General features: G+C 64.1%; 22 protein-coding genes. 4 read left to right on the top strand and 18 right to left on the bottom strand.

The genetic code is table 11. The features are described 5' to 3' along the window. Nucleotides 1–4: 4 nt before the first annotated feature. On the bottom strand, nt 5–1,546 hold the full coding sequence (locus ACWEV3_RS01295) for a peptide deformylase (protein ID WP_452611962.1): 1,542 nt from the start codon (nt 1,544–1,546) through the stop codon (nt 5–7). 132 nt (nt 1,547–1,678) lie between these two features. On the opposite strand from ACWEV3_RS01295, the gene ACWEV3_RS01290 reads away from it, so the two are divergent. Genes ACWEV3_RS01290 through ACWEV3_RS01280 form a run of 3 tightly spaced genes read left to right on the top strand, consistent with a single transcriptional unit; the run spans nt 1,679 to nt 4,472 of the window. After that, entirely contained in the window at nt 1,679–2,770 is a 1,092-nt protein-coding gene (locus tag ACWEV3_RS01290; protein ID WP_452611961.1) for a Gfo/Idh/MocA family protein, read from the top strand. Further along, nucleotides 2,767–4,029 carry a DegT/DnrJ/EryC1/StrS family aminotransferase gene (locus ACWEV3_RS01285; protein WP_452611960.1) on the top strand — a complete coding sequence of 421 codons (1,263 nt, stop codon included), beginning with the start codon at nt 2,767–2,769 and terminating at the stop codon, nt 4,027–4,029. The genes ACWEV3_RS01290 and ACWEV3_RS01285 overlap by 4 nt, the downstream gene beginning before the upstream one ends. After that, nucleotides 4,026–4,472 (top strand): NUDIX domain-containing protein, encoded by a 447-nt coding sequence (locus ACWEV3_RS01280; protein ID WP_452611959.1) that lies wholly within the window; start codon nt 4,026–4,028, stop codon nt 4,470–4,472. Before ACWEV3_RS01285 ends, ACWEV3_RS01280 begins: the two co-directional genes overlap by 4 nt. Nucleotides 4,473–5,138: 666 nt before the next feature. Here the strand turns inward: ACWEV3_RS01280 and ACWEV3_RS01275 are convergent. The 15 genes from ACWEV3_RS01275 to ACWEV3_RS01205 all read right to left on the bottom strand — a co-directional run bounded on the left by ACWEV3_RS01275 (nt 5,139) and on the right by ACWEV3_RS01205 (nt 17,841). After that, entirely contained in the window at nt 5,139–6,098 is a 960-nt protein-coding gene (locus ACWEV3_RS01275; RefSeq protein WP_452611958.1) for a hypothetical protein, read from the bottom strand. A gap of 369 nt (nt 6,099–6,467) precedes the next feature. Next, on the bottom strand, nt 6,468–7,100 hold the full coding sequence (locus tag ACWEV3_RS01270; RefSeq protein ID WP_452611957.1) for a 2'-5' RNA ligase family protein: 633 nt from the start codon (nt 7,098–7,100) through the stop codon (nt 6,468–6,470). Between the two features lie 198 nt (nt 7,101–7,298). Then, nucleotides 7,299–8,309 carry an endonuclease/exonuclease/phosphatase family protein gene (locus tag ACWEV3_RS01265; protein WP_452611956.1) on the bottom strand — a complete coding sequence of 337 codons (1,011 nt, stop codon included), beginning with the start codon at nt 8,307–8,309 and terminating at the stop codon, nt 7,299–7,301. After that, nucleotides 8,306–9,223 carry a hypothetical protein gene (locus ACWEV3_RS01260; RefSeq protein WP_452611955.1) on the bottom strand — a complete coding sequence of 306 codons (918 nt, stop codon included), beginning with the start codon at nt 9,221–9,223 and terminating at the stop codon, nt 8,306–8,308. Before ACWEV3_RS01260 ends, ACWEV3_RS01265 begins: the two co-directional genes overlap by 4 nt. A gap of 201 nt (nt 9,224–9,424) precedes the next feature. Then, nucleotides 9,425–9,721, bottom strand: a complete 297-nt coding sequence (locus ACWEV3_RS01255) for a Scr1 family TA system antitoxin-like transcriptional regulator (protein ID WP_452612232.1) — start codon at nt 9,719–9,721, stop codon at nt 9,425–9,427. Between the two features lie 206 nt (nt 9,722–9,927). Beyond that, complete coding sequence (locus tag ACWEV3_RS01250; protein ID WP_452611954.1) at nt 9,928–10,227, bottom strand: hypothetical protein; 300 nt, start codon at nt 10,225–10,227, stop codon at nt 9,928–9,930. 84 nt (nt 10,228–10,311) lie between these two features. Next, nucleotides 10,312–11,421, bottom strand: coding sequence for an NUDIX domain-containing protein (locus tag ACWEV3_RS01245; protein WP_452611953.1), 1,110 nt, complete (start codon nt 11,419–11,421; stop codon nt 10,312–10,314). After that, nucleotides 11,396–11,857, bottom strand: coding sequence for a hypothetical protein (locus ACWEV3_RS01240; RefSeq protein ID WP_452611952.1), 462 nt, complete (start codon nt 11,855–11,857; stop codon nt 11,396–11,398). Before ACWEV3_RS01240 ends, ACWEV3_RS01245 begins: the two co-directional genes overlap by 26 nt. Before the next feature lie 331 nt (nt 11,858–12,188). After that, nucleotides 12,189–13,415: an acyl-CoA dehydrogenase family protein gene (locus ACWEV3_RS01235; protein WP_452611951.1), complete on the bottom strand. Its 1,227-nt coding sequence runs from the start codon at nt 13,413–13,415 to the stop codon at nt 12,189–12,191. A 121-nt stretch (nt 13,416–13,536) separates the two neighbouring features. After that, nucleotides 13,537–14,106, bottom strand: a complete 570-nt coding sequence (locus ACWEV3_RS01230; protein WP_452611950.1) for a GAF domain-containing protein — start codon at nt 14,104–14,106, stop codon at nt 13,537–13,539. Nucleotides 14,107–14,129: 23 nt separating this feature from the next. Next, nucleotides 14,130–14,711: a GTP-binding protein gene (locus ACWEV3_RS01225; RefSeq protein ID WP_093267517.1), complete on the bottom strand. Its 582-nt coding sequence runs from the start codon at nt 14,709–14,711 to the stop codon at nt 14,130–14,132. Next, on the bottom strand, nt 14,689–15,069 hold the full coding sequence (locus tag ACWEV3_RS01220; RefSeq protein ID WP_452611949.1) for a DUF742 domain-containing protein: 381 nt from the start codon (nt 15,067–15,069) through the stop codon (nt 14,689–14,691). Before ACWEV3_RS01220 ends, ACWEV3_RS01225 begins: the two co-directional genes overlap by 23 nt. Continuing rightward, nucleotides 15,066–15,491 (bottom strand): roadblock/LC7 domain-containing protein, encoded by a 426-nt coding sequence (locus ACWEV3_RS01215; protein WP_452611948.1) that lies wholly within the window; start codon nt 15,489–15,491, stop codon nt 15,066–15,068. The genes ACWEV3_RS01220 and ACWEV3_RS01215 overlap by 4 nt, the downstream gene beginning before the upstream one ends. 44 nt (nt 15,492–15,535) lie before the next feature. Then, a complete protein-coding gene (locus ACWEV3_RS01210) occupies nt 15,536–16,939 on the bottom strand; it encodes an ATP-binding protein (protein WP_452611947.1) in 1,404 nt (467 codons plus the stop codon). A 59-nt stretch (nt 16,940–16,998) separates the two neighbouring features. After that, nucleotides 16,999–17,841, bottom strand: coding sequence for an SAM-dependent methyltransferase (locus ACWEV3_RS01205; protein ID WP_452611946.1), 843 nt, complete (start codon nt 17,839–17,841; stop codon nt 16,999–17,001). A gap of 651 nt (nt 17,842–18,492) precedes the next feature. Between ACWEV3_RS01205 and ACWEV3_RS01200 the strand changes: the two genes are divergently transcribed. Further along, complete coding sequence (locus ACWEV3_RS01200; RefSeq protein WP_452611945.1) at nt 18,493–19,713, top strand: helix-turn-helix domain-containing protein; 1,221 nt, start codon at nt 18,493–18,495, stop codon at nt 19,711–19,713. 499 nt (nt 19,714–20,212) lie between these two features. On the opposite strand, the gene ACWEV3_RS01195 is transcribed toward ACWEV3_RS01200, so the two are convergent. Next, nucleotides 20,213–20,440, bottom strand: coding sequence for a DUF397 domain-containing protein (locus tag ACWEV3_RS01195; RefSeq protein ID WP_452611944.1), 228 nt, complete (start codon nt 20,438–20,440; stop codon nt 20,213–20,215). 28 nt (nt 20,441–20,468) lie between these two features. Next, complete coding sequence (locus ACWEV3_RS01190) at nt 20,469–21,335, bottom strand: DUF5753 domain-containing protein (RefSeq protein WP_452611943.1); 867 nt, start codon at nt 21,333–21,335, stop codon at nt 20,469–20,471. Between the last annotated feature and the right edge of the window lie 479 nt (nt 21,336–21,814).

The raw sequence follows: 21,814 nt of genomic DNA, 5'->3' as shown, positions 1-21,814 counted from the left end.
GGGATCAGTTTCCGGTGCCAGGAGTTTGGTAATGCCAGCTTGTTCCGGTACCTCGGTATTGCTCGATGGTGATGGGTTGGGTTCCGGGTTCGAGGTGGTCGCGGCAGAGGACGCCGTGGAGGTGGTCGACTTCGTGGGCTACCAGGCGCGCGATGCCGCGTTCGAAGATCGTGATGCGCCGTTCGCCTGTGATGTCTTGGTGCTCGACGTGAATCTGGAGGGGGCGGGGGACAAGGCAGCGGACGTCGAAGAAGCTTAGGCAGCCTTCGTACTGGTGATCGCGGTCATCGCTGGTTTCGATAATCCGGGGATTGAGCAGTGTGATGGCGTCATCGCTACCAGGCGGTCGGACGAGGGCTGCGGCCCGTTCGATGCCTATCTGGGGTGCGGCGATGCCCATGCCTTTGCTGAACGTGTGCGCTTTGGCGACCCGCTGCGTCGCTGAGTGCAGCTCTGAGACTACGCGCCTTGCGTCCTCGGCTTCGTCAGGCAGCGTGAACGGGCGGGCGGGTCGGCGCAGCATCGGGTCTTTGTCCTGCACTATGCCCAGGGCTGCCATCGTTTCGCTGGGCTTCGGCTGCGGCGGCGGCTGTGTGGCGTGGACATCGATGCGGAAGTGCCATTCAAGCCGGTACCGGGCGTGCAATGGCGGGTCCTCTGTAGACCATGAGTAGATCATGCGGTCGCCGTCGTGCCGCGTGTCGATCGCCGTCTGAAACGGCATGGATTCCGCTGTCATGGAGGTGTGCAGGCCCCAGACCGCGGGATCGAGCTCTGCCGGGAAGTTGAGCATGACCGACAACCGCTGAGTAGGGAGGCGCACAGCGCGCCGGAACCAGTTGCCCCACTTGATGTCGTTGACGGTGTAGGTGTATTCGATCCAGGTGCTTTCCCCGGGATACAGCGGAAAATGGCCGGTGTCGTTGGCGAACTGCAACCAGACTTCTTTGAAGGCATCGCGATCGTGTTGGACGCTCCACCGCATGGGCTCGGCGCGGTCGTCGCCGTGCCACGCCTTGAGGTCGATTTCGTCCCAGGTCAGTGGATCGTCACGATAAAGCTGGTTTGAGCGTTCCGGGGCTCCGGGGAACCGGTCGACCGAGATCCGAACCAGGTAGCGCGTGATGGGCTGCTGGCCGTTGTTGACCAAGCGCCGGCGCATCGTCGCGCGGTAGACGCCCTGGTCGTAGTAGAGCTCTGCGTGGTCGTGCTCCACGACCAGTTCGCCCGCAGTGTCGGAGGCGAGCGGGGATGCTACAGACCCGCCCTTTATGCGAGGCGTGGCTGTCTGCCTGCTGTGCTGCTCTCGCCATGCCCTCGTAAGAGCGCCGCCGGCGTTGAGCGCGCCTTCGGCCGCGCGGGCGAACTCGCGTGAGGCGTGTTCGCTACCGCTTTCAACCTTCGACACGTATGAGCGGCTGTATCCCATCTGCCGAGCCAGTGCGGATAGGGACAAGCCGCGTACGTCGCGCCAGTGGCGAAATTCAGCAACGAAAACGTCGTCGCAGGGTGCAGCCGCGGCCTCTGCTTCTTCGTGCCTGGCCATCCAGAAGTCCCAACATGCGAGAGGTGTGCGTGTGCGTGAATGCGCCGTGAGTCGGAACTCAGGGTACGCGAACACCCTGGCTGCACGGTCTGGTCATGGCAGTTCTTTGTACCAACGTCATGGAGGTGAGTGATGCCCAGGTTGGCTCATCAGGACCAACCCACCGAGTCCTACCAATCCTCCACAATGGCCATTCCGGAGGCGCGAGCCGCACGTGCAATCGACGCTGGCAGGCGGCTTCGTGTCGGCGTTGTCGGGCTCGGCAAGCAAGCCCAGGAGGACCACTTGCCTGCTGTCGCTGCTAGCGATCTGGCCGGGCTTGTCGCGGTGTGCGATGTTGATCAAACCAGCGTCGACCAGGTTGTCGACGAGTACGGCGTACCAGGCTACGGGGACGTCAACGACATGCTGGCTGCGGAGTCACTGGACTTCGTTGTGGTCGCCGTGCCGCACCACGCTGGCGGAGAGGTCATCCGAGCCGCCGCGGCTCGCCGAGTCCACGTGCTCAAGGAGAAGCCCTTCGCGCCGACTCTCGGTGAAGCACGCGAACTGGCCGCGGTGTGCGAAGAGGGCGGCATCGAGCTGATGGTGACGCTGCAGCGACGGTTCAACCCGGTCTACACGAGCTTTCTCCAGCTCTTCGACCAGATCGGCCGACCGTTTCTGATCGATGCCGCCTACACCATGAGCGTGGACCCGTCCTCTGGATGGCGCGGGCAATCGCGCCTGGCTGGCGGCGGCTGCATCATCGATATGGGATACCACCTGGTCGACATGCTGCTGTGGTACTTCGGCATGCCCGACAGGGTCCTCGCCCAGTACTCGGCATCCGCCCGGCCCGAGCAGCACTACGACGCCGAAGACACAGCCTCCATTGCATTCGGCTTCGAATCCGGGCTATTCGGCCATGCGCTGCTGTCCCGGTGCGTAGCACCGAAAACCGAAACCATCCGCGCGATCGGCACACGCGGCGCGGTTGTCCTCGAACGCGGTCGCGTCCGCCGCCTTTCCCCGGACGGCGACGTCGTGGAGTCACTGGCCCGCGAGCAGTCGTGGCCTTCCGCCGCACGAGCGCAGGTTGATCACTTTTGCCGCATCCTCCGCGGCGAGCGCTTCAACACCTCCGGCCCGGCAAACCACCTCGCCCACGCCGCATTCATCGAAGCCTGCTACGCCTCCGCGACGTCGCGAGGGTTCGTCAACCCGAAGGAGCTGATCGCATGAACAGCCCACTGGCCATCCACGGAGGAACACCAGCCGTCACCCGTCCAGGCCCGCATGTGCCCTGGCCACCCATCGACAGCAGGACTGCAGAATCCGTTGTGGCCCAGCTCAACACAGCGGTCTCGATTCCGGACCGCTCCGGAGTCATCGCAGAGCTGGAAGAGCGGCTTGCCGCGTACTTCGGTGTTCGCCACGCTATCTTGACCAGTTCCGGGACCGCAGCGCTGCACTCATCCTTCGCCGCGCTCGGAGCTGTCGATGGTCACGAGGTGATCGTCCCGGCTTACACCTTCCACGCCACATGTAGCCCGCTCTTTCACCTTCGTCTCAAGCCAGTGCTCGTGGACTGCGATGAGCTCGGCAACATCGACCCGGCACAGATCGAAGCGGCCATCACGCCACACACCAAAGCCATCGCAGTGACGCACATGTGGGGCGTGCCGGCCCAGATCGACAAGCTCCAGGAGATCACCGACAGGTACGGTCTTGCTTTGGTCGAAGACGGCTCCCACGCACACGGCGCCACCGTTCACGGGCGCAAGGTCGGGGCCTACGGCGTTGTCGCGGCCTTCAGTATGAACGGTCCCAAACCCCTCTCCGCGGGCGAAGGTGGTTTCGTCCTCACCGACGACGACGAGACCTACTACCGCGTTCTGCTGCACGGCCAATACAACAAGCGGTGCCGCACTGAAATCCCGCTTGACCACCCGCTTCGGCGATTCGCCGTGACCGGAATGGGTCTCAAGCTCCGCATCCACCCACTGGCCGCCGCCCTAGCACTCAACCAGCTCGAGGACCTCGACCAGCGGCTGGCCGGTCGGCGCAAGATCGCGACCCGGATCATCGCCGCCCTCCGCGATCTGCCCGGCATTACTGTCCCGGATATCCCACTCGAAACCGAACCGTCCTGGTACTCACTCGCTCTGGTCTTTCGGCCGGACGAACTGGATGGTCTGCCGGCCAGCGCGGTGGTCGCCGCGCTTCACGCTGAAGGTTGCGTTGAAGTCGACCAGCCCGGCTCGACGCGCCCCCTCAACGAGCACCCGATTTTCGATGCGCCCAACGAGCTGTTTCCGATCTTGCCTGAAGGGTGGCCACGCTACGGGCCCGGTCAGTTCCCCCGCGCCGAGAGACTGCATCGCAACACCCTCAAGCTCCCAGTGCCGCACGCCGATGACCACCTGGCCGACGACTACATCCGCGCATTCGAGAAAGTGATCACCAACTACCACTACCTCATGGAGGACCGGCCGACATGACCCTGCCTGACATCAACGCCCTCTCGGAACGAGACGATGCTGACGGAATCCAGCAACAAGTCGTCGGTGCTGTCATCGATCGTGGTGGAGAGGTCCTGTTCCTGCAACGTCCAGATGATGACTGGCGTGGTGGTACCTGGGAGCTGCCCTCGGGCAAAGTCGAGCCCGGTGAAGGCCTCATCGCCGGCTTGCATCGCGAGGTTCAGGAGGAAACTGGTCTCCAGATCGCCGAGATCACGGGTTACCTCGGTGCTTTCGACTACGTTTCTGGCAGTGGAAAACGATCTCGCCAGCACACCTGGTCTGTCACCGTCGTCAACGCCGGTGCCGTACGGCTCACTGAACACGACGCCCATGCTTGGGCGGCCGCTGATGATGCGCCTCCCGTCAGCTCCGAGGTCGAGAACCTGGTGAACCAACATTTCCAGGCAGCGAGTGCCTGAGAACCAGGCGCGGTCGATTCAGGTGAGGGTCGACCGCGCCTTCTGGAACTCCTTCACGACGGCGACGAAGATCAAGCATCGAAGTGGACGGCAGCATGATTCGATGGCTTACATCCCTGGCTCATGCAACGTGTTGATCACGGATAGCCAGCACGACGGGAAGTTGGGACGCCGGAAGACGGGCGATATTCTATTGTCACGATTATTTCAGTGCAAATCAAAGTTGAGTCATGGATCCGACCAGCCCGTACCCGGGCCGGAATGCCACGGCCGCGTCGCGCCTGGTGCTCCTGAACCTGCCACGCCACAACAAATGTGCGTCCAGTGGTCAGCTCTCGAAGTGGTGGTTATTGCACCAGCCGTGGCGCTGAAGGGGTGGTGCGCGGGAATCGTGATCCGGCTCGGGGAGGCTGCTGGCAGGTTGTCTCGTGGGCGGGAGCGATGACGTGATGCCGATCATCACCTGCCACGATCACTTCGATCCGGCCTCGGGCAGAACGTCGGACATGGCGTTGCGGGGCCTGCTTCGCGGCGTTCCAGCGTGGCTGGTGCCGGGTGAGAACCCCAACGTCGAGCGGTGGCTGTCCTTGGACATCTTCCGCGGCCGCGGGTCAGTCGGGTTCGCCGGGTCATAACCGCCGGTCGCTGCTTCTGGTGTCCCTGGGGTTACTCGAAAACCCTTGGTGGGCCGTAGGAGTGTTCGCCCGGGGGGACAAGCTGGCTTGAAAGCTGGAACCGCACCTGGCTCCAGGCGTCTCCGTATCGCCGGACATTCAAGAATTCGGGCGGGTTTAGGTGATCAGCGACCCGGGTGCTCAGTGCGCTGTAGAGGGCGGAAGGGAGCACATCCCAGGGCGCGGACACCCACGGACTTCCGTCGGCGACGGCGGCTACGATCCGGAGCCCTGCGTCGACCCGGATGATGCATCGCTTGTCGAGCAGCACGGCGCTGATCATGGGACGGCGTTGATGAGGACCGTCGCCCGCGAGCCATTCGTCGGCTTCCGCGTCGCTCCAGCCTGTGGCGGCATAGCGCAGCCGAATGTGGGCGTTCGTCGTTCGCTGCCGCCAGAGGCGCTTCGTTTCTGTGGATGCATGGTCCGGGACGTCATAGTCGGCATCGATGACACAAAATCCGCTCTCGGACCAGGACGAATGAGCGGCAGTGGCAGCTGACGGGGAAACACGCACCACCACCGCGACTTCATCACCGCCGGATTCCACGTTGCCCGTGGTCCACAGCACGGTGTCGTAAGCAGCTCCACCGTCGCGCAGCGTCCACGGCCACGGCCACGGACGGTCGTTGGGATGCTGTCCGACGCGAGGCGCCCAGAGCCGATCTGGCGTGGGATCGTGGGGACTCAAGCACACCGTCATGTCGCCGACGGAGAGGTGTAGCGACGCAGCCGATGACCGAACCGGTTTCACCGTCACGGGTAGATCCGGGTCTGCCGACTTGACCAGCTCGGCGGCGACCATGTCGGCGGTAGGCCCTCCGCGCCAGGACACGAAGAGAATGCCAGCGTGGCTCGTGTACTCCAGAGGAAACCCCGCCAGGATCGCGGGGCGCAGCTGCAAGGTCGACGCCAGCCAGCCAACGACATCGCGAAACTTCGGGTCGGACATTCGGCCACGGTACAACGCCGCCATGGCCAGACCCATAAACCGGCCATACCGGCGCAGCGTTGGGATCCGCGTTAGGTGTCGCCCTCATTGAGCTTCGGCTCTGTATCAGTCCCTATCCGTGTGCCCCTTGGTGTGGTTGGAACGACCCAGCCCACCGGTCCTGCCGCTAGGTTGGCGTGGGCCGCGCCGCGCGGTACTGAGATCTGCTCGAGCGGTTAAGCCAACCATTTTCGCCGAACGTTGTGTCGGCGTGCCAGAAAAGACCCCGGCGGGTGTCTTCCTGCTCTGGCTGAATCAGCCGCCGCTGCCTCGTTCATACAGGCGAACGACGGCTGATCATACCTTCGCGTCGGTGTATGGCGGGGCGAGCTACTGCCCGAATGGGATCGCCGCGATCGGTTCCCAGGTGTAGCAGCCGCGATCGGGATGCTGCGTGACGGCGAGGAGGTGTACCTGGTCGATGGTGATCTCGGTCAGCGGCCGACGGATATTCTTCAGAGCGTTGGTGATTGCGCCGGAGTCACCGGAACGGATCCCGTAGCCCAAGGACGAGTGGGGGACTGCGTTGGGGCCTAGCGGTGGAAGGGCGTCGGAGCCGAATACGGTGGTCACGGCCGTGCGGGTGTGGTCGACGAGCTCGCCCCAGGTCTTGTCGGCGTCAGGGGCGATCCAGAGCTCGACGGCGTGGACGCCGGCCTGAGGAGGCCCGATCCGCAGGGTGAACGGATCGAACTGGCGTAGCTGCTTGGTGAGATGGGTGACGAGTTCGTCCAGGTCGGTGTTGGTGACCTCGCTGCGATGCTTGTACAGCATCTGGACGGTGAAATGTAGGAAATCGGCCGGTTGGAGGCCGAGCCCGTATTGGCTGATAGGGTCGTCGCCGAGGAGAGCGTGGTATTCCGTCACGGCGTCACGAACTGCCTGGTTGGGCAGCGCGTAGACGTGTAAGCGCTGCTGGGTTTTCCAGGTTGCGCCCGGAAATCGTTCGAAGAAGCAGTCCATGTATCCCTTCCTTATTTCTTTGGTGTCTCGGGAAGTTCACGTGGGTGATCTCAATGGCGCCAGTGTTCTTTGCGGCTCATGCCAGTTAGCGACAACGGTGCCTCTGATGTGATCGAGCACTCGATGCCGCGGAACCGGACTCGAGCCACGCCCTCCGTACAGTGGCTGGTGAAACAACCCCGCTCAGACCACCCGAACTCATGCCTCCAACTCGATCGCGGTCGGGTCGTAATCCACCAGTACCGGCAGATGATCCGAGGCATCGAATGCCAGGTCGGTGCCGGCGATTTTGTACGCCCGCAATGCTGGAATCACATCCTGGGTCACCCGGATTGCGTCTATGCGCCGTTCGCCGAACGGGTCTCCTTCGGGCCAGTGACCGCCCGTGGCCTGCCATGGTGCGTCGAGCGCGGCCGCAACATCACGCAGACCAAGACCACCCGCGTAGAGGACCTCGCCGGGTTCGCGGTCGGCCCACCAGCGGAGCTCGCCGGTCGCGGTGTATTCCCATTTCGTCTGGTACACCAGGTCGTGATGCCACTCCTTGCGGCGACCGTCGGGGCCGCGACCGGTGTAGGGGTCGTGGTCGTAGTACACCCAGCGGTCCGGTTCGCCGTCGTCTTCGGATATCCATCCCGGTCGAAACACTCTGTCGGCACTGACGGAGTTCCAGTCAGCCCCGATCAGCCCTGGAGGACGATTGTCCGGGCGGGTCATGATCGACAGTACTCGCTCGAATTCGTCGGATCGGCGGTAGCGGCCGAATGGTGTGGCATGGAAGGAGGCGTGCTGGATCGGCCGTGCAGCGCCGACATCTAGGTTCAGCGCGACCAGTGAATGCCACACGTTGGTGCCGGAGAATGCCCGGAAGCCACCCGCAGGGGAGATACCCGGCTTCCACAGCAAAGCGACGTGGAAGCGGTGGTTGCCCACCGCGATTGCCGGCTTGCCGGGGGAATGCTGGTACTCCATACCGGTGGCCTCAGCTAGCTGCGCCAGGCGCTTACCTGCCAGCCCTGCTTTGCCCGGCCCGTCATCCTCGTTGGCAGGATCGTCGGCGATGATCTCCTGTACCGCCAGCACATCCACGCTGGCGCCGCGGATAACGTCGTGGACGCGTTCGTAGCGGGCGATGGCTTCCGCTGTGTCGGATTCGGCGTAGTTGAGCAGATTATAGGTTCCGAATCGGACTGCGTTCGTCGTTGTCACCGGTGGCCTTTCACGTCGGTTGCGGGTCGGTCCAGGGACGCGAGCTTGTAGCCCAGCGAGACGGCGAGCTGCCAGACCAGCTGAGCCTGCTCGCCGATGGAATGCGTGCCGACGTAGCTCGCGAGCTCTCGGACCCGGCCGTTGTCGCCAGCCTGCACCGCACGGATCCCTTCGGTGGCCATGCGGAGCAGCCGGTTCTCGTGAGATGTACCCGGATCGCCACGGCCGGCTACCGAGAGTGGAACCCCGTGTTCGTCGACGATCAGCTGCGGGCCGGGGTTGGTCATGATTCTGCTCGCGATCGCGATGAGCGTGGTCATGACCAGCGGCAGCGGGGTCGCATCTGCCAACGCGCCCAAAGCTTGCCTAGCGGGGGCGAAGTGGCCCTGTGACAGGCAGGCTAGGGCGAAAGTGATCGGCTCGGCAGCGATCACAGCGTCGACGTCGACCATTCGCGCACACGGCTCAACCAGCGCGAGGATTCGGGCCTCGTTTTCCCGGCCGCCCGCTAGCGTCAGCAGGTGCTGGACGTTCCAGGCCATCGCGTAGATCAAGGGCTGAATTCGCATGTCGCCGAGCTCGGCGGAGGTGTCCTGCATCTGTTGCAGCATCTGTTTCAGGTCAGCGCTGCGCGCTACCTCGACCAACCGCACACCGTGATCGAGGACGTCCTCCGCGATCGTGCCGTCCTCGCGGAACCCCTGGAACGGCATCTCGCTGGAGGCGTAGGCGCAGAAAATCAACCTAGCCCAGGCCAGGAGCACGAAACCAGTCTGTCCCTCCGCACCCATCGCAACCAGCGCCTGCTCATACGAGGCTCCATCGAACTCGCCGTCGGAACCCCAGGCAGCCATCAATGCGTCAGTGTGTCGCGGAACCTCATCAAAAAGTCGTTCGAAATCGATATCTGCCACTGTCACCCCTGGCTCTTCGCCGTCAAGCCCTTGCTGCCACGTCGATTGGCACGGTCGTCACGTCACCGTCCTGATCGATCACTGGACCTGCTCAGTGATGTCACCGCGTCGATCATCCTCGTCGCCTCCACTCGATTCACGTTCGGTCACGGTATCGAGCCGACCGGCTGAACTTTCGCCAGACGGTGAAGCACTGCATCGTCACACCTCCTTCTGCTTGTCTGCGATCAGCACGCTTGATTTTTCCGGGTGGAGTGCGGGAGCACGCAGGTGGTTCATGACCTGCGTGTGCTGGTCGATCTCAGCTTTCTCTTCGAACCACACTGCCTTGATCTGGGTCTCGACGTAGACCACGCCGGGATCCTCACTCGGGACGCGACGCTGATGGCGTGGGCCCAGCGGACGGCGTGGCAGCGGCGTACCGCGCTGTGTTAACGCGTGGAGAGATACACGGCGATCATGGCCGCGAGCGCGTACATGATCAGCGCAGTTGTGCACCCGATCGCGCAGCCTCGACACCCAGGCTTGACGCTGCCGTCGTCAGCAACCATAAAAATCACGACACTGTCCACTACGGACTACCTTTCATGGCGGCGCGATCGACCGCCAATATCGTCATCGGGCAGGCAGTACCCCTGCGTGACGCAGGGTCCAGGGGAGACCAGGACGGCGCCTTTCAGACGCCGCCGGCTCTCGCTGCGACTTCACGCGCGAGACGCGATGCCGTCGAGACGGCTACCGGCGCTGCGGTGCAGGCTCACGTGTAGTGACGCGACCCGCTCGAGCGGATGCGGTCCTTCCGTGGCCATGTCCCGAAACGTCCAGAGGCAGTAGCCGGTGGTCCCGACGCGCAGCGTCTTGATCTGCACCGGCTCGCCGCGGACCTGGCGTGCCGTCTCCGGCGAGATCAGGTCGCAGACGCGAGGCAGGGCCGTGAAGCGGTCGTCTGCGGGACCAGGAGCCTCTGCACACCCCGTTGCGAGCAGGACCGTCAGCGCCAGCACCGCGATGTGCTGCAGAAGGGTTGTCAGCGGCGGCCGACCGTCGGAAGGCGACGTGCTGTTCGAAGCTACTCATCACCCTGGTTCTCACTGCTGAAAGGTGATGAGCCGCTTGTGCTCAAGGACGTCTAGGACCCGTTCGTGCTCACGTGGGTGCAGCAGCTGTTCTGCTTCAGCAAGCGTGACCCACTGGTATTCCTCGACCTCGTCGCGTTTGGGGACGATCGTGATCTCATCCTGGTCGACGTACCCGCCATCGACCGTGTACACGATCTTGTTCCTCCCGTCGCGGCGGGAGTCCCCGGGCGACCACGCGACATTACGCACGTCCTTGACGGCGGCGTGCAGGATGATCCCGAGCTCCTCCTTGACCTCCCGCATCGCGGTGCGGGCTGGGTCCTCCGGAAAGTAGTCGTGGCACCGCCCACCAGGCAGGAAGGACTTCTTCTGCCCGCGGGCTCTGACGGTCAGAATCCGCTCGTCCTGATCCCGGATAAGCATCTGGCCCCGAACCGCAAGAGTCGGGTTTTTGTCGTCCTCCTTAGTGATCCACTTCCGTAGGAGCGGTTCGGCATCGCGGATGGTTGCTGCCGAGCGGAACCGGTCATCGGCCGCCGGAGGGTTCGCAAGCGAGCGGGTGTGGCGAGGGTTAACCAGCATGCCCCGGCAGCCGGCTTTGAGGGCCGCGTCCACCTCGGAGGGCTTGTCGTCGAGGTGGACGATCTCGTCGACATTGACCCTGAAGTCGCGGGCGATCTGGGTGAAAGCCTGGTAATGCAGGCCCTTGACATACCCCGTCTGGTAGGAGCGGTAGTAGCCGTCGATGACAGCCTTAAAGCGTTCGGCAACAACTTCTGTTTGATGTGCGCTCGCAGAGCAGACGTTACTGTTGAGCACGATTTTCAGCTCCGGGCGCCAACGCCGCAGCGCGCGCAGTGCGGTGACGGCGGCCGGGTCGACACGCAGGTCGCCCTGGCCGTGCACGATCCGATCCACCGTCTCAGGAGACAGGCAGAGATCGCCTGCCACCGCGGCGATCACGTCACGGGTGATCTCCGGGGCGGCGTGCAATCGCGAGCGCACGCAGTGCGCGACGGTCTCCGCTGGCAGGTCCGAGGCTGCGCGCAGATCGGCGCGGAGGCTGCGGCCGGCGGCGACGACTTTGCCGACATCAACGGACAGCAGACGGATGGTCATGAAGGTATGGCCTTTCTCGATGGTGATTGCGAGGGGGTTGGAGGGCGTCCAGAGCGTCCAGGGCGGTGGATATGCGGTCGGGGTTGGCGTGGTCGCCGACCGCGAGGAAAAGCTCAAGGGCCTCGCGGTAGTGGGTTCGCGCGTCGCTGGTGTGACCCAGTGCTGCCGCGGCTCGCCCCAAGCGGGCGAGGACATCAGTGACGTACGCCGGCGATGCCGCGCGGCGCATGATGGAGAGCGCGATCTCCAGATCCTCGACCGCGACGGTGTGCTGGCCGACTGCGTCACGCGCGTCGGACAACTGCATCAGGACGTCGGCGTAGCCCTCCAGGGCCCGGGCGCCGATGCTGTCCATGCGCGCGGCCGCGCGTTCGAGGATCTCGATCGCCGCCTCTATCTCGGGGTTCGCTTTGCGACCACGAAGTAAGAAGTCCACGAGGCGAGTATCGATATGATTCCCGCTGGTATCGCAATGATCCCGATGCAGATCTTTGGTTCGCTCTCGATCAGCGGCGGAGCAACCAAGCTTGCAATCATGCCAATGACGTCAATGGCCGACAGGGTCACAGCTACTGCACAGGCTCTGGCCGCAGCTTTTCGGGCTCCGATCGCATCAATGTTATTATTTAGGATCGTCTTGCGTGCTGAGGTCATCGGGATAATCAATGAGCTACCGCCCGAACCGTGGACCAGCTGTGTCGCGATCTGTGGGGGTGCAGAATCATGTACGTCAGCAAGGGCAGCGCGCCACCTGTGCATGCGCGTGGTCAGAAAGTAGCTGAAGGTGTAGTGGCGATACGGTCGGCCAGTTGTTCTGACCACTGTCCTGCCATTGTGCCGAGTTCGGCCTCAGCCAGGCGTAGTAGTTGAATCTCAGGGGTCCCAGCGGGGGTGAGCATGTGAAAGGCATCGCGGAGGTACCGTTCGATGTGATTTCGGCGTAGCAGTGCGGCTGCTCCGTGTGCGTCGACCGCGATGCGGACTGACTCCAGCAGCAATTCCACGCCTTTATATTTGGCATTGATCAGCTCGGTGTCGCAAGGCAGGCCTCGGTCCAGCATGGACACGGCGAGGTACGCGTTTGCGGCCGACGTCATGAGGTGGGACCGCATTTTGCCGATTTTGTCCTTGATGATCGACAGATCGGCCAGCCGTCGCCCGTACCGGTGCTGCTTCTTCACGTAGGCGACGGTGTCCTTCAGGAGTGCTCGGTGGATCCCCAGTGAGACCGCCGTCAGGTTGGGGCGCCCGTAGGTGATGCTGCTGCTGTAGGCGACCTTCCAGCCGTCGCCTTCTCTGCCAATCCGGTTCGCTGTGGGAACGCGGCAGTCGTCGAAGATCAGTTCGCCGAAGGAGAACCCGTGCAGTCCGAGCGTGGGTTCGAGGCCTGCGACGGTCAGCCCAGGGCGGTCGGCTTCCACGAGGAACGCGGTGAGGTTCTTGCCGGCGCCGGTACGCGCGACCACGCCGTGCAGGGTGCCGACATGGGAGTTGCCCACGTAAACCTTGCGGCCGTTGAGGATGTAGTCGTCACCATCCCGCCGGGCTGAGGTAGTCATGCCCAGCACATGGCCACCGCTTGTGGGCTCGGTAACAGCGATCGTGGGCAGAACGTCTCCGCGGGCGATCGCGGGCAGCCAACGCCGCCGCTGTTCCGGGGTGCCGTAGTGGATGATTTTGGCGGTGCCGAGCTGGGAGGCTTGCACCATCGCGCCCATCGGGGCGCTGACGGTGGACACTTCCTCGTCAATGATGGTCTTGGCGACGTGTCCTTCGCCCATCCCTCCGTACTCTCCGCTGATGGTGGGACCAAGCCATCCCTGCGCTGCGATCCGGTGCGCCAGCTCGTACTGGATCTGCTGGTCCGTTTCCATCGCGGGGACATGGGGTGCGATTTCGGTCTGGGCGAACCGCCGGACATCGTCGCGGAGCTGGCGGTGTCGGGGAGTGCAGAAATACGCGTCAATCTGGGCAATCACGTCAACGTCCTGCATCAGCGTCCTCACTTCTCGCGACGGCCACCCGGTGGGCGGCGCCGTGTTGATCACCTCGACGACACGGTTCTGCGAAACGGTTCATGGGCGGTCGACCAGGGGTGTCAGGCCGCTCCGCCTGTCAGCGCTGCCGCCGTTGGTACATCAGATCCAGCACGTCGCGAGCCGTTGATTTGATGAGCTCGACGTGGCTTTGCTGCCAGTCGCGCGGTTCGTTGCCGACGACGCAGGTCGTGCCCAAGGCGGTTCCGGTGTGATCGATCAACGGGGCGCCGAGATACGTCTGGACCTGGAATCGGTCCACCACGTCGTTGCTGGCGAACAGCGGGACCCCGAAGACATTCTTGATGGCCAGCGGCACGCGGCGCCGCACTGTGAGCGGGCAAAACCCCTTGTCCCGGGACATGATCCGCGACATGCGCGCAGTGTCGTGTAGGACCAAGCTGTGCTGCATCGACGGCGTATGCAGCCCAATGAAGACCTGCGTCTGGTCCAGAAACACGTTGACCATCGCGTGGGGCGTGCCCAGCGCGCGCGCCAGCCCTTGCGCAATCTCGTCGAATTCGCGATCGGGCTGCGCAGTGATCCCCAACGCGCGCAGCCGGTGCTGCCGTGCTGCCTCCTCCCCTGCTGCCTTCTCGGGGTCATCCGGCGAGGCGCCCAGACCGCGTATGGACATGGTCTTCACCATGGACTCCTTTAGTCTTTCACCGACTACGTCAGCAGTTTCAGGACATGTGCGACCACGCCGCCGAGGACACCTGTGACGGAGTGGCGCTCGCGTGCATCGCAGAACAGGATCGGGACGCCAGGATCGAGCCGGAGCGCATCCCGCAGTTCGCCCGGCTCGTAGCGGTAGGCATCGTCGAAGACGTTCACGGCGAGGATGAACGGCAGGCCGCGTCGCAGGAAGAACTCCACGGGCCCGAAACAATCCTCAAGCCTGCGGGTGTCAGCGAGCACGACCGCGCCGGCCGCGCCGCGGATCAGCTCGTCCCACATGAACCAGAACCGGTGCTGGCCCGGCGTGCCGAACAGGTACAGCTCCATGTTGTGCTCTGGCCAGGCCAGAAGGCCGAAGTCCATCGCGACGGTCGTCGTGACCTTGCGTTCCAAGCCGGCGAGGTCGTCAGTGCCTTCGCTGGCGGTCGTGAACCGCTCTTCGGTGATCAGGGGCGGGATGTCGCTGATCGTTGAGACGAAGGTGGTTTTGCCGGCACCGAGCCCGCCCGAGATGATGATCTTGCACTGGACGGTCGCCTGCGGGCTCGGATCAGAGTTGCTGCAGGGCCGCATGAAGGCGCTCCAGGGTCTCTCGGTCACGGGCGAAGCGCGAGGTGGTCGACGCGCGCACCGCCACCGCTCCCACGTCGATGAGCCCCCGCAGCAGTACTTTCGCCAGCGCCACGGGAAGGCGTAGCCGCGCCGCGACTTCCGCGACCGTGCGCGGACGGTCACAGATCTGCAACGCCTCACGGTGGTCTGGCGCCACGCGCTGCGGAGGGATTCGGTGGGTGGAGAACACCTTCGCTTCGAGATCAAGGCTTACGATGGCGTCCTCCGAGGGCCGGGTCCGGCCACCGGTGCGGATGTAGGGGCGCACCCGCGCACCGGCGCTCGCACTCAGGTTGTCCTCGGGCACCGCAATCGTCACCCGGCACTCAACGTGGTCGGTGGCGTGGTCATCCGGGGCGGGGTCGACATCTGCTCCGGCAGGGCCTTCACGAGCTTCCTCATCTCGAAGCCCAGCACCTTCCGGTTCACCTCCAGGTCAGAGAGCACGGCCAGCACACTGCCCTCGGCCCCGACGATGGACAGGATGCTGTTACTGACCTCGGCGTGAAGCTGGTGGACGTCGCCGCCGCCACCATCACCGGCCTCCACGGCGGCCTGGCCGACCAGCGAGAAGATCGCGGACACGGTCGCCGACAACCGAGCCGCGGAAGTGGTGTCCAGATTCACGGCCGTGATGGCCAGTCCGTCTCGGGACGCCACCAGCCCGCAGCGGGCTTTGGGCACCTTCCGGAGAAGCTCGTGCACGTAGTTGGCGGGTGATGTCGTGTCGTGGTCCATCATCGGGTTCCTTCGCGTGTGACCGGTGAGGTGTTGGCCCCGTCGACTCAGTCCGTGCCGTCGGTGAGATCGGCAAGCAGATCCGGATCCAGCTCTTTGACATGCCTGCGGTCTGCAGCGGCCGGTTCGTGCAGGGCAGCAGGCAAATAGGTGCCCGTGCGCACGGGGAGAGCAGGCCGACCTCCGTTGTGGAGATCCCCCTCGAAGTAGTGATGCCGGCCTTCCTCGCCTGCCCTGTTCGCCCGATCCGGGATCCGCTTGGGCAACGGTGGCCCCTGCTGTTGCCTGCCGGGCCTCGGCGCACGGTGGCCTTCGGTCACCGCCGCGTGCTTCACCGGCTGCGGCGTGTCAACAGGGGGAGGCGCACTGGGGCGAATGCTTCCGGCCGCGGGAGCAGGAGCCTGCTGTGGACGCTGCGGAGTGCCGAGCAAACGCTGCGGCACCACGACGACGGCGGTGGTGCCACCGAAGTTGTTGCGGCGCAGCTCGACCCGCGCCTCCAAGCGGTGAGCGTAGACCGCCACGATCGCCAGACCTGTGCGCCCGTCCTCGCCGAGTTGCTGTCCCAAGTCAATCTGACCGGGATCAGCGAGCAATGCGTTCAGCCGCGAGTAGTCGTCGTCGTGTAGGCCGTCTCCCCTGTCTTCCACCTCGATCGCGACACCGGCCCGACAGGCGCGGGCCGACAGACCGACCGGCTCGTCGTCCTTGGAGAACGCGGTGGCGTTCTCCAGTAGCGCCGACAGCAGGTGCACCAGCTCGACAAAGGCATGACCGTGCACGGTGAGCCGATCATCCGGGGGAGCCACCTTGATCCGGGCATAGTGCTCGATTTCGCACACCGCGGAGCGCAGCACCGTATACATGACCTCCGGCGAATCCGTCTGCCGCTGAGGCGGCTCGCCGAAAAGCGCCCCGAGATTTTCGGCGTTACGGCTGTACAGATTGATGAAGTGGTCGAGCCGGAAGAGCATGTCTAGATCGTTGGGTTCTTCGGTCTTCTCGACCAACTCGTTCAACAGCTCACGAATCCGATCGATCCACGCTTGCTGTCGAACCGACAGATTGATCAGCACCGATCGCTGCTGATCAGACGTGCCTAAAAGCGACGGTGCGATCGCCTCGGCGTCCTGACGAGACTGAACGGCGGCGACGGCCGCAGTCACCTTGATCGGGACAATCACCAACACCCCGACAGCCACAGCGGTGCCGATCCCAACGCCGATACCAGGCCCGACCAAACCATGTGCAAGGTGAAGGTAGAGAGCACAGCCCGAACCCAGCCCTGCCACGACCACCGCAGATACCGCCGCCGCCCACCGCGCCCGGCGCTGTACATCGGCAGCAACATCAGCACGCTCACCCGGTGCCGGCTCGGATAACTTCGAATGCGCGCCACCTCGGTCGCGTTCGCGCTCGCTGCGCACACCCGCGCCCACAACGTCGTCCACACTCGTCTGGTCCTCGGAGTAAGAGCGTGACCGGCGCCGCCGGTCGGAACGGTTCGTCATCATCGTTTGATGCCCGCACCGCCGAACTCGATGACTGGGCTAGCAGTGGACGGGCGCACGTAATCCGAGGCCAGAGGCAGCTCGACGGCCGGGATGTCCAGCCACCACTCGGAGATGTCCCCTAGCCCCGGCTCCACGACGTCGAAACCATCGAAGAACCGGCCGATCTCGCTGCGGTCCCGCACCCGTCCCCAGTAGGGAGTGCTCTTACGCATGCTCTCCGTCAGAGCCTCCGCAGCAGCCTGATCCTCACTTTCCAAGTGCGACAGACCCAGGCAGCTGCCCGAGGGGAGAGCATCGCGAACGCGCTTCACCACCTCGTAGGGGTGCGCCTCATCGGGCAAGCAGTGCAACACGGATGCGTAGATCGCGGCGACCGGCTCGCCGAAGTCGATGAGATCCAGAACCTCCGGAGCCCGTAGGACGGTGTCCGGCTGGGCCATGTCGGCATCCAACATGATCGTCCGATCGTTGTCCTCCAGCAGCGCCCGGCCGTGCGCCAGCACAATAGGATCGTTGTCGACGTAGACCACTCGGACATCCGGGTGGATTTCCTGAGCCACCTCATGCACAGTGCGCTGGGTCGGCAACCCGGTTCCAAAATCCAGGAACTGGCGAATCCCCAACTCCGCGGCTGCGAAGTACACCACGCGCTGCAACCACATCCGGTTCCGATGCGCGACGTCGTCGATGTCGGGAGTGGCGAGCCTCAACTTGACCACAGCCTCGCGGTCGGCCGCGTAATTGTCCTTGCCGCCGAGGAGATAGTCGTACATCCGCGCCACACTGGCGATACTCAAGTCCACCCCAATAGACTCGGGGCCGTCCTGGGGTGCTGACATCCTGATCTCCTTAGCCAAAATTCCATTCCGAATCCAGATGGAGTAGCGTCGGTACCAACAGGAACCAGCGCTACACATTCCCCAGCGGTGGGGAATTCGGAACAGCTGAGAGCGCGCAGCTCAGCTGTCCCGAACGGATGCCGAGCACAGCCCCATCTCGTTATCAAGTACCGGCTCGCCGGACCTGGACATCTACCGCGTGCTCGTACTCCTTAACCCCGCTCTGTGTCGATGAGGCCGTGTTGTCCCTCCGGCATGGCCGGGAGGATATGGCCAGGTGCAGCCGGTTTGTCCGCTAGTTGCGGACAACCGGTCGTGATCACCCGATTGGCCCTAGCCGGTCGGCGCCAAACCCATCCGGAACGCCAAGCCGCGCAATTCACGGCCGTCGGCATCACGTCGCAAACGTTGCAGCAAGGACGAACACGTCACTGCGGGACGCGTTCGAGCTGCCGCAGTGGAAGACTCGTCTCGTCAGCGAGCACCGGGGCCGAAGTAGCTGCGAGTGCGGGTGGCCAGCGACGGGTGGGATGAGGGCAGTGATGCACGCCCACGTGCGCAGCTCGATGGTTTAGGGACCCCGACGACCTCGGATATTTACCTCGGACCGGTACCGTCGGAGTGATCAGCAATGTTGGGGAGGTGGCACCGGTGGAGGAGCCGCAGGATGCTATTGGTGCACGGATTCGTGAGATCCGCAGCTGGCGTCAGATAACTCTTCGAGCCACGGCGGATCTTGCGGGCATATCTCGTTCGTATCTGTCCGAGATCGAGCGCGGGGAGAAGCCGGTCAGCAAGCGGGCCGTATTGGAACGGCTGGCGGCAGCGCTGAGAGTCAGCCCCACCGAACTCACTGGCCGGCCCTGGACGCGTAGTGATCCGCTGGACGCTGAGGCGCACGAGGCGCTGACAGCGATTGAGGCCGCGCTGGAGGAGTACGAGCTGGGACATGATCCGGGCGTGGCCGCTCGGCCGTGGCCCGAATTGGCGGCCGAGGTCCAGCGATTGCGGGAATTGATGCATGTCCACGCGGATTACGCCGCCCAAGGTCGGCTGGCGCCGCAACTGCTGGGGGAGCTCCACGCGGCGTACGTTCGCGAACCGCAGCACCGACGCGAGGCGCTGTTGGGGTTGTTGCACTGCTACAGCTCGTGCACGTGGACGACCAAACGGCTCGGCGGCAGAGGGTTGCCGCTGCTGGCGGCACGCGAGGCCCAAAAGTGCGCAGAGGAGTTGGAGGCCCCGGAGTGGCTGGGGTATGTGACGTGGCTGCGTGGTGACGCTGCCGGCGGCCTGAGCCGTTCAAAGCAGTACCAGCGCAGTGTGCTCGCCGCGGAGGAGATCTCCAGTGCGTTGGATGCCCCCGACGTCCTCCAGGCATCCGGAATGCTGCACCTGTCGGCTGCCCTGGCTTCGGCAGCTCAAGCCGATCGGGCCACGATGAACACCCATCTCGCCGAGGCTGAGGCGATGGCGAACCGCCTGGACGGCCCGGTGGGGAACTTCGCGTACATGTGGTTCGGGACGGTGAACGTCGGGATTTGGCGCGTCGCGTTGTCCACCGAACTCGGCGACGGGCCCCGGGTCGCGGAGGTGGCCCGCGACGTCCACCCGGAACTGATCCCGTCACCATCCCGGCAAGCGGAGTACTGGGCCGATCTCGGGCGCGCGCAACTGGCTAGTGGCCCGGCTTCGCGCGAGGACGGATTGGCCTCGATCCTGCGCGCCGAAGATTTGGCGCCTCAGCGGGTGCGCAATGACGTGTTTGTCCGCGAAGCCGTGGGGGACTTGCTGCGGCGTTCGCGACGTGATGCCGGCGGCCGTGAATTGCGCGGCTTGGCGTTCCGGATGGGTTTGGCGCCGACCGGCTAGGGCCAATCGGTTGATCATGGCCGGTTGTCCGCAACTAGCGGACAAACCGGTTGCACCTGGCCATATTCTCCCGGCCATGCCGGAGGGACGACACGGCCTCATCGACACAGAGCGGGGTTAAGGAGTACGAGCACGCGTTGGTACGGCGCCAAACGCGACCAACGCTACGTCAACAGCTACACGGCAACGCGCCGGGCATCATGACAGGTGTACCGCCTCGTCAGCGGAACCAACAACACATCCGATGAGCCCGTGGCCGAACTGGTGCTCCTTGGCTGTCGATCGGCGACGTGCTCCACCGGTAGCCGTGCCAGTCGGCCAACAGCTTGTTGGTCGCCTGCGTCAGCAGGTGGCGGCGATTGCGCGGCGAGTCGGCATAGACATGCTCGACCACGCCGCTCTGCACCGAGACGATCGGCTCAGCAGAGGTCGAGCTCCTGGCCGCCGCCAGCCCACCGGGCTGGTCTGCTCGGTGACCGCCTCGGCGCAGAATGCTGGGTCAGATTAAGTGGTCGAACTCGCCGTCCTTGGCGCCGGTGAGCATGGCTGCGATCTCGTGCTCCGTGAACTGGAGAATCGGACCGTCGGCCACTTTGGAGTCGCGCATGGCGATGACGTTGTCCACCTTGGTGAACTCCACGCAGCCCTTGTCCGGCTCGCTCGCAGACGCCTTTTGCCACTGCGCGCCGTCGAACGCGCTGTCGGGCAGGTACTCGTGCTTGTACATGCGTGGTTGTGTCCTTTCCTGTAGAGGGTTACTTGTACTCGTCCGTCACTTTCCTGATGAAATCGGCTGATTCCACCGGGCCCAGCGCAGCGGCTTGAAGGTAGCTCCACAGCTGTTCGTAGGTGTCGACCCGCTCGTGATCATCCAGGTAGCGCGCGTCGTCGTACTGCTCGACGTAGGCGAAGTTCAACGGTGACGCGATCCCTCGTCCCGGAACGTGGAAGAGCAAGAAATTCAACGATGTGTATACAACCGGGTTGACGTTGTCGAACGGCAAGACCTGCAGCTGGACGTTCGGACGTTCCTCGGTCTCGAGGAGCCGTTGCATCTGTCCGCGCATCACGTCCCGTCCGCCGTAAACCCGCCGAAGGCATGATTCAGACAGGACGAAGCTCAGCATGGGTGGGTTGTGGTCACGCGTCAGGATTGACTGACGTTCGCGTCGAGCCTGGATGACATCGTCCACGTTCGATTTGACTCCGAACGGTGTTGGAGCCTCGTGCAGTGCGCGGATGTAGTCGTCGGTCTGGAGAAGCCCGGGAATGATCTCCGGCTGGACCTGGCGGATTCGGCTGCTGCTGCGTTCAAGGTCAACCAGAAGCCGCATCGATTCGGAGTACACGGCACGGTAGCTGGTCCAGTCGCCCTTCCTTCCGAGGTTGCGGGCAAGATCCATTAGCACCTCGACCAGCTCGGGGCTGGCGCCGTATTTCTCGGCGAGGAGCTTGACGTCGCCCACGGTTGGCTTCGACGTCATCGTCAGAATCCGGTTGATCTTGGTGGCGGCGCAGCCGAGATGCTGTGCGGCCTCGGGGTCGCTGACCTTGGACTCCGCCTTCAACCGGTTCAGTTCGTTGCTCAGCATCAGCAACGGGACTGTCTTGGTGATTGCCATCTGAAGCTGCCTCCGCGGGTGGCCTGTCGCCCCATCAGTATCGGTCACGCGCAGCGGTCGATGCGAACCACCCAATCGGATCACTCGCAACTTAGGAGATTCTATTTTAGACTAATCCTACATCAAACATTGCCGATTTTAGGAGTCAGCTATGGTTGGCGGGAGGCTACAGCAGGCGTGTCCGGCGACGTCGGCAGGGACCGGCGAGATGCGCCACACGGCTCGGGAATGCGGACGCCTACATGACTCCCGCATTCGAGAGTCGTCGCTGGCGTTGGCGACGAGGGGACGGCGTCAGCGTCAGTACGTGGGCCATGCTGCCCGCCAGGTCTTCCATTGCCGAGCCCTCTCGCCTCGTACTGGCTCAAGGTCTCCGGTGGTCCGCCCCGTACCCCCCGACACGGGGCGGGCCACCGGGTTCCACGGTGCTCGTCACCACGTTCCGGCGAAGGTGGCAGCACGACACGGCGCGACGTGAG

Source organism: Saccharopolyspora sp. NPDC003752, assembly GCF_053605825.1.
The sequence above is the reverse complement of the archived record's forward strand: the minus strand, read 5'-3'. Positions and strand labels throughout refer to the sequence as shown.

Bases quoted from the DNA above. Each gene is read 5' to 3' on its own strand.
- ACWEV3_RS01295 (WP_452611962.1), bottom strand. From the start codon at position 1,546: ATGGCCAGGCACGAAGAAGCAGAGGCCGCGGCTGCACCCTGCGACGAC.
- ACWEV3_RS01290 (WP_452611961.1), top strand. From the start codon at position 1,679: ATGCCCAGGTTGGCTCATCAGGACCAACCCACCGAGTCCTACCAATCC.
- ACWEV3_RS01285 (WP_452611960.1), top strand. From the start codon at position 2,767: ATGAACAGCCCACTGGCCATCCACGGAGGAACACCAGCCGTCACCCGT.
- ACWEV3_RS01280 (WP_452611959.1), top strand. From the start codon at position 4,026: ATGACCCTGCCTGACATCAACGCCCTCTCGGAACGAGACGATGCTGAC.
- ACWEV3_RS01275 (WP_452611958.1), bottom strand. From the start codon at position 6,098: ATGTCCGACCCGAAGTTTCGCGATGTCGTTGGCTGGCTGGCGTCGACC.
- ACWEV3_RS01270 (WP_452611957.1), bottom strand. From the start codon at position 7,100: ATGGACTGCTTCTTCGAACGATTTCCGGGCGCAACCTGGAAAACCCAG.
- ACWEV3_RS01245 (WP_452611953.1), bottom strand. From the start codon at position 11,421: ATGACCATCCGTCTGCTGTCCGTTGATGTCGGCAAAGTCGTCGCCGCC.
- ACWEV3_RS01235 (WP_452611951.1), bottom strand. From the start codon at position 13,415: ATGCAGGACGTTGACGTGATTGCCCAGATTGACGCGTATTTCTGCACT.
- ACWEV3_RS01230 (WP_452611950.1), bottom strand. From the start codon at position 14,106: ATGGTGAAGACCATGTCCATACGCGGTCTGGGCGCCTCGCCGGATGAC.
- ACWEV3_RS01225 (WP_093267517.1), bottom strand. From the start codon at position 14,711: ATGCGGCCCTGCAGCAACTCTGATCCGAGCCCGCAGGCGACCGTCCAG.
- ACWEV3_RS01215 (WP_452611948.1), bottom strand. From the start codon at position 15,491: ATGATGGACCACGACACGACATCACCCGCCAACTACGTGCACGAGCTT.
- ACWEV3_RS01205 (WP_452611946.1), bottom strand. From the start codon at position 17,841: ATGTCAGCACCCCAGGACGGCCCCGAGTCTATTGGGGTGGACTTGAGT.
- ACWEV3_RS01195 (WP_452611944.1), bottom strand. From the start codon at position 20,440: ATGTACAAGCACGAGTACCTGCCCGACAGCGCGTTCGACGGCGCGCAG.
- ACWEV3_RS01190 (WP_452611943.1), bottom strand. From the start codon at position 21,335: ATGGCAATCACCAAGACAGTCCCGTTGCTGATGCTGAGCAACGAACTG.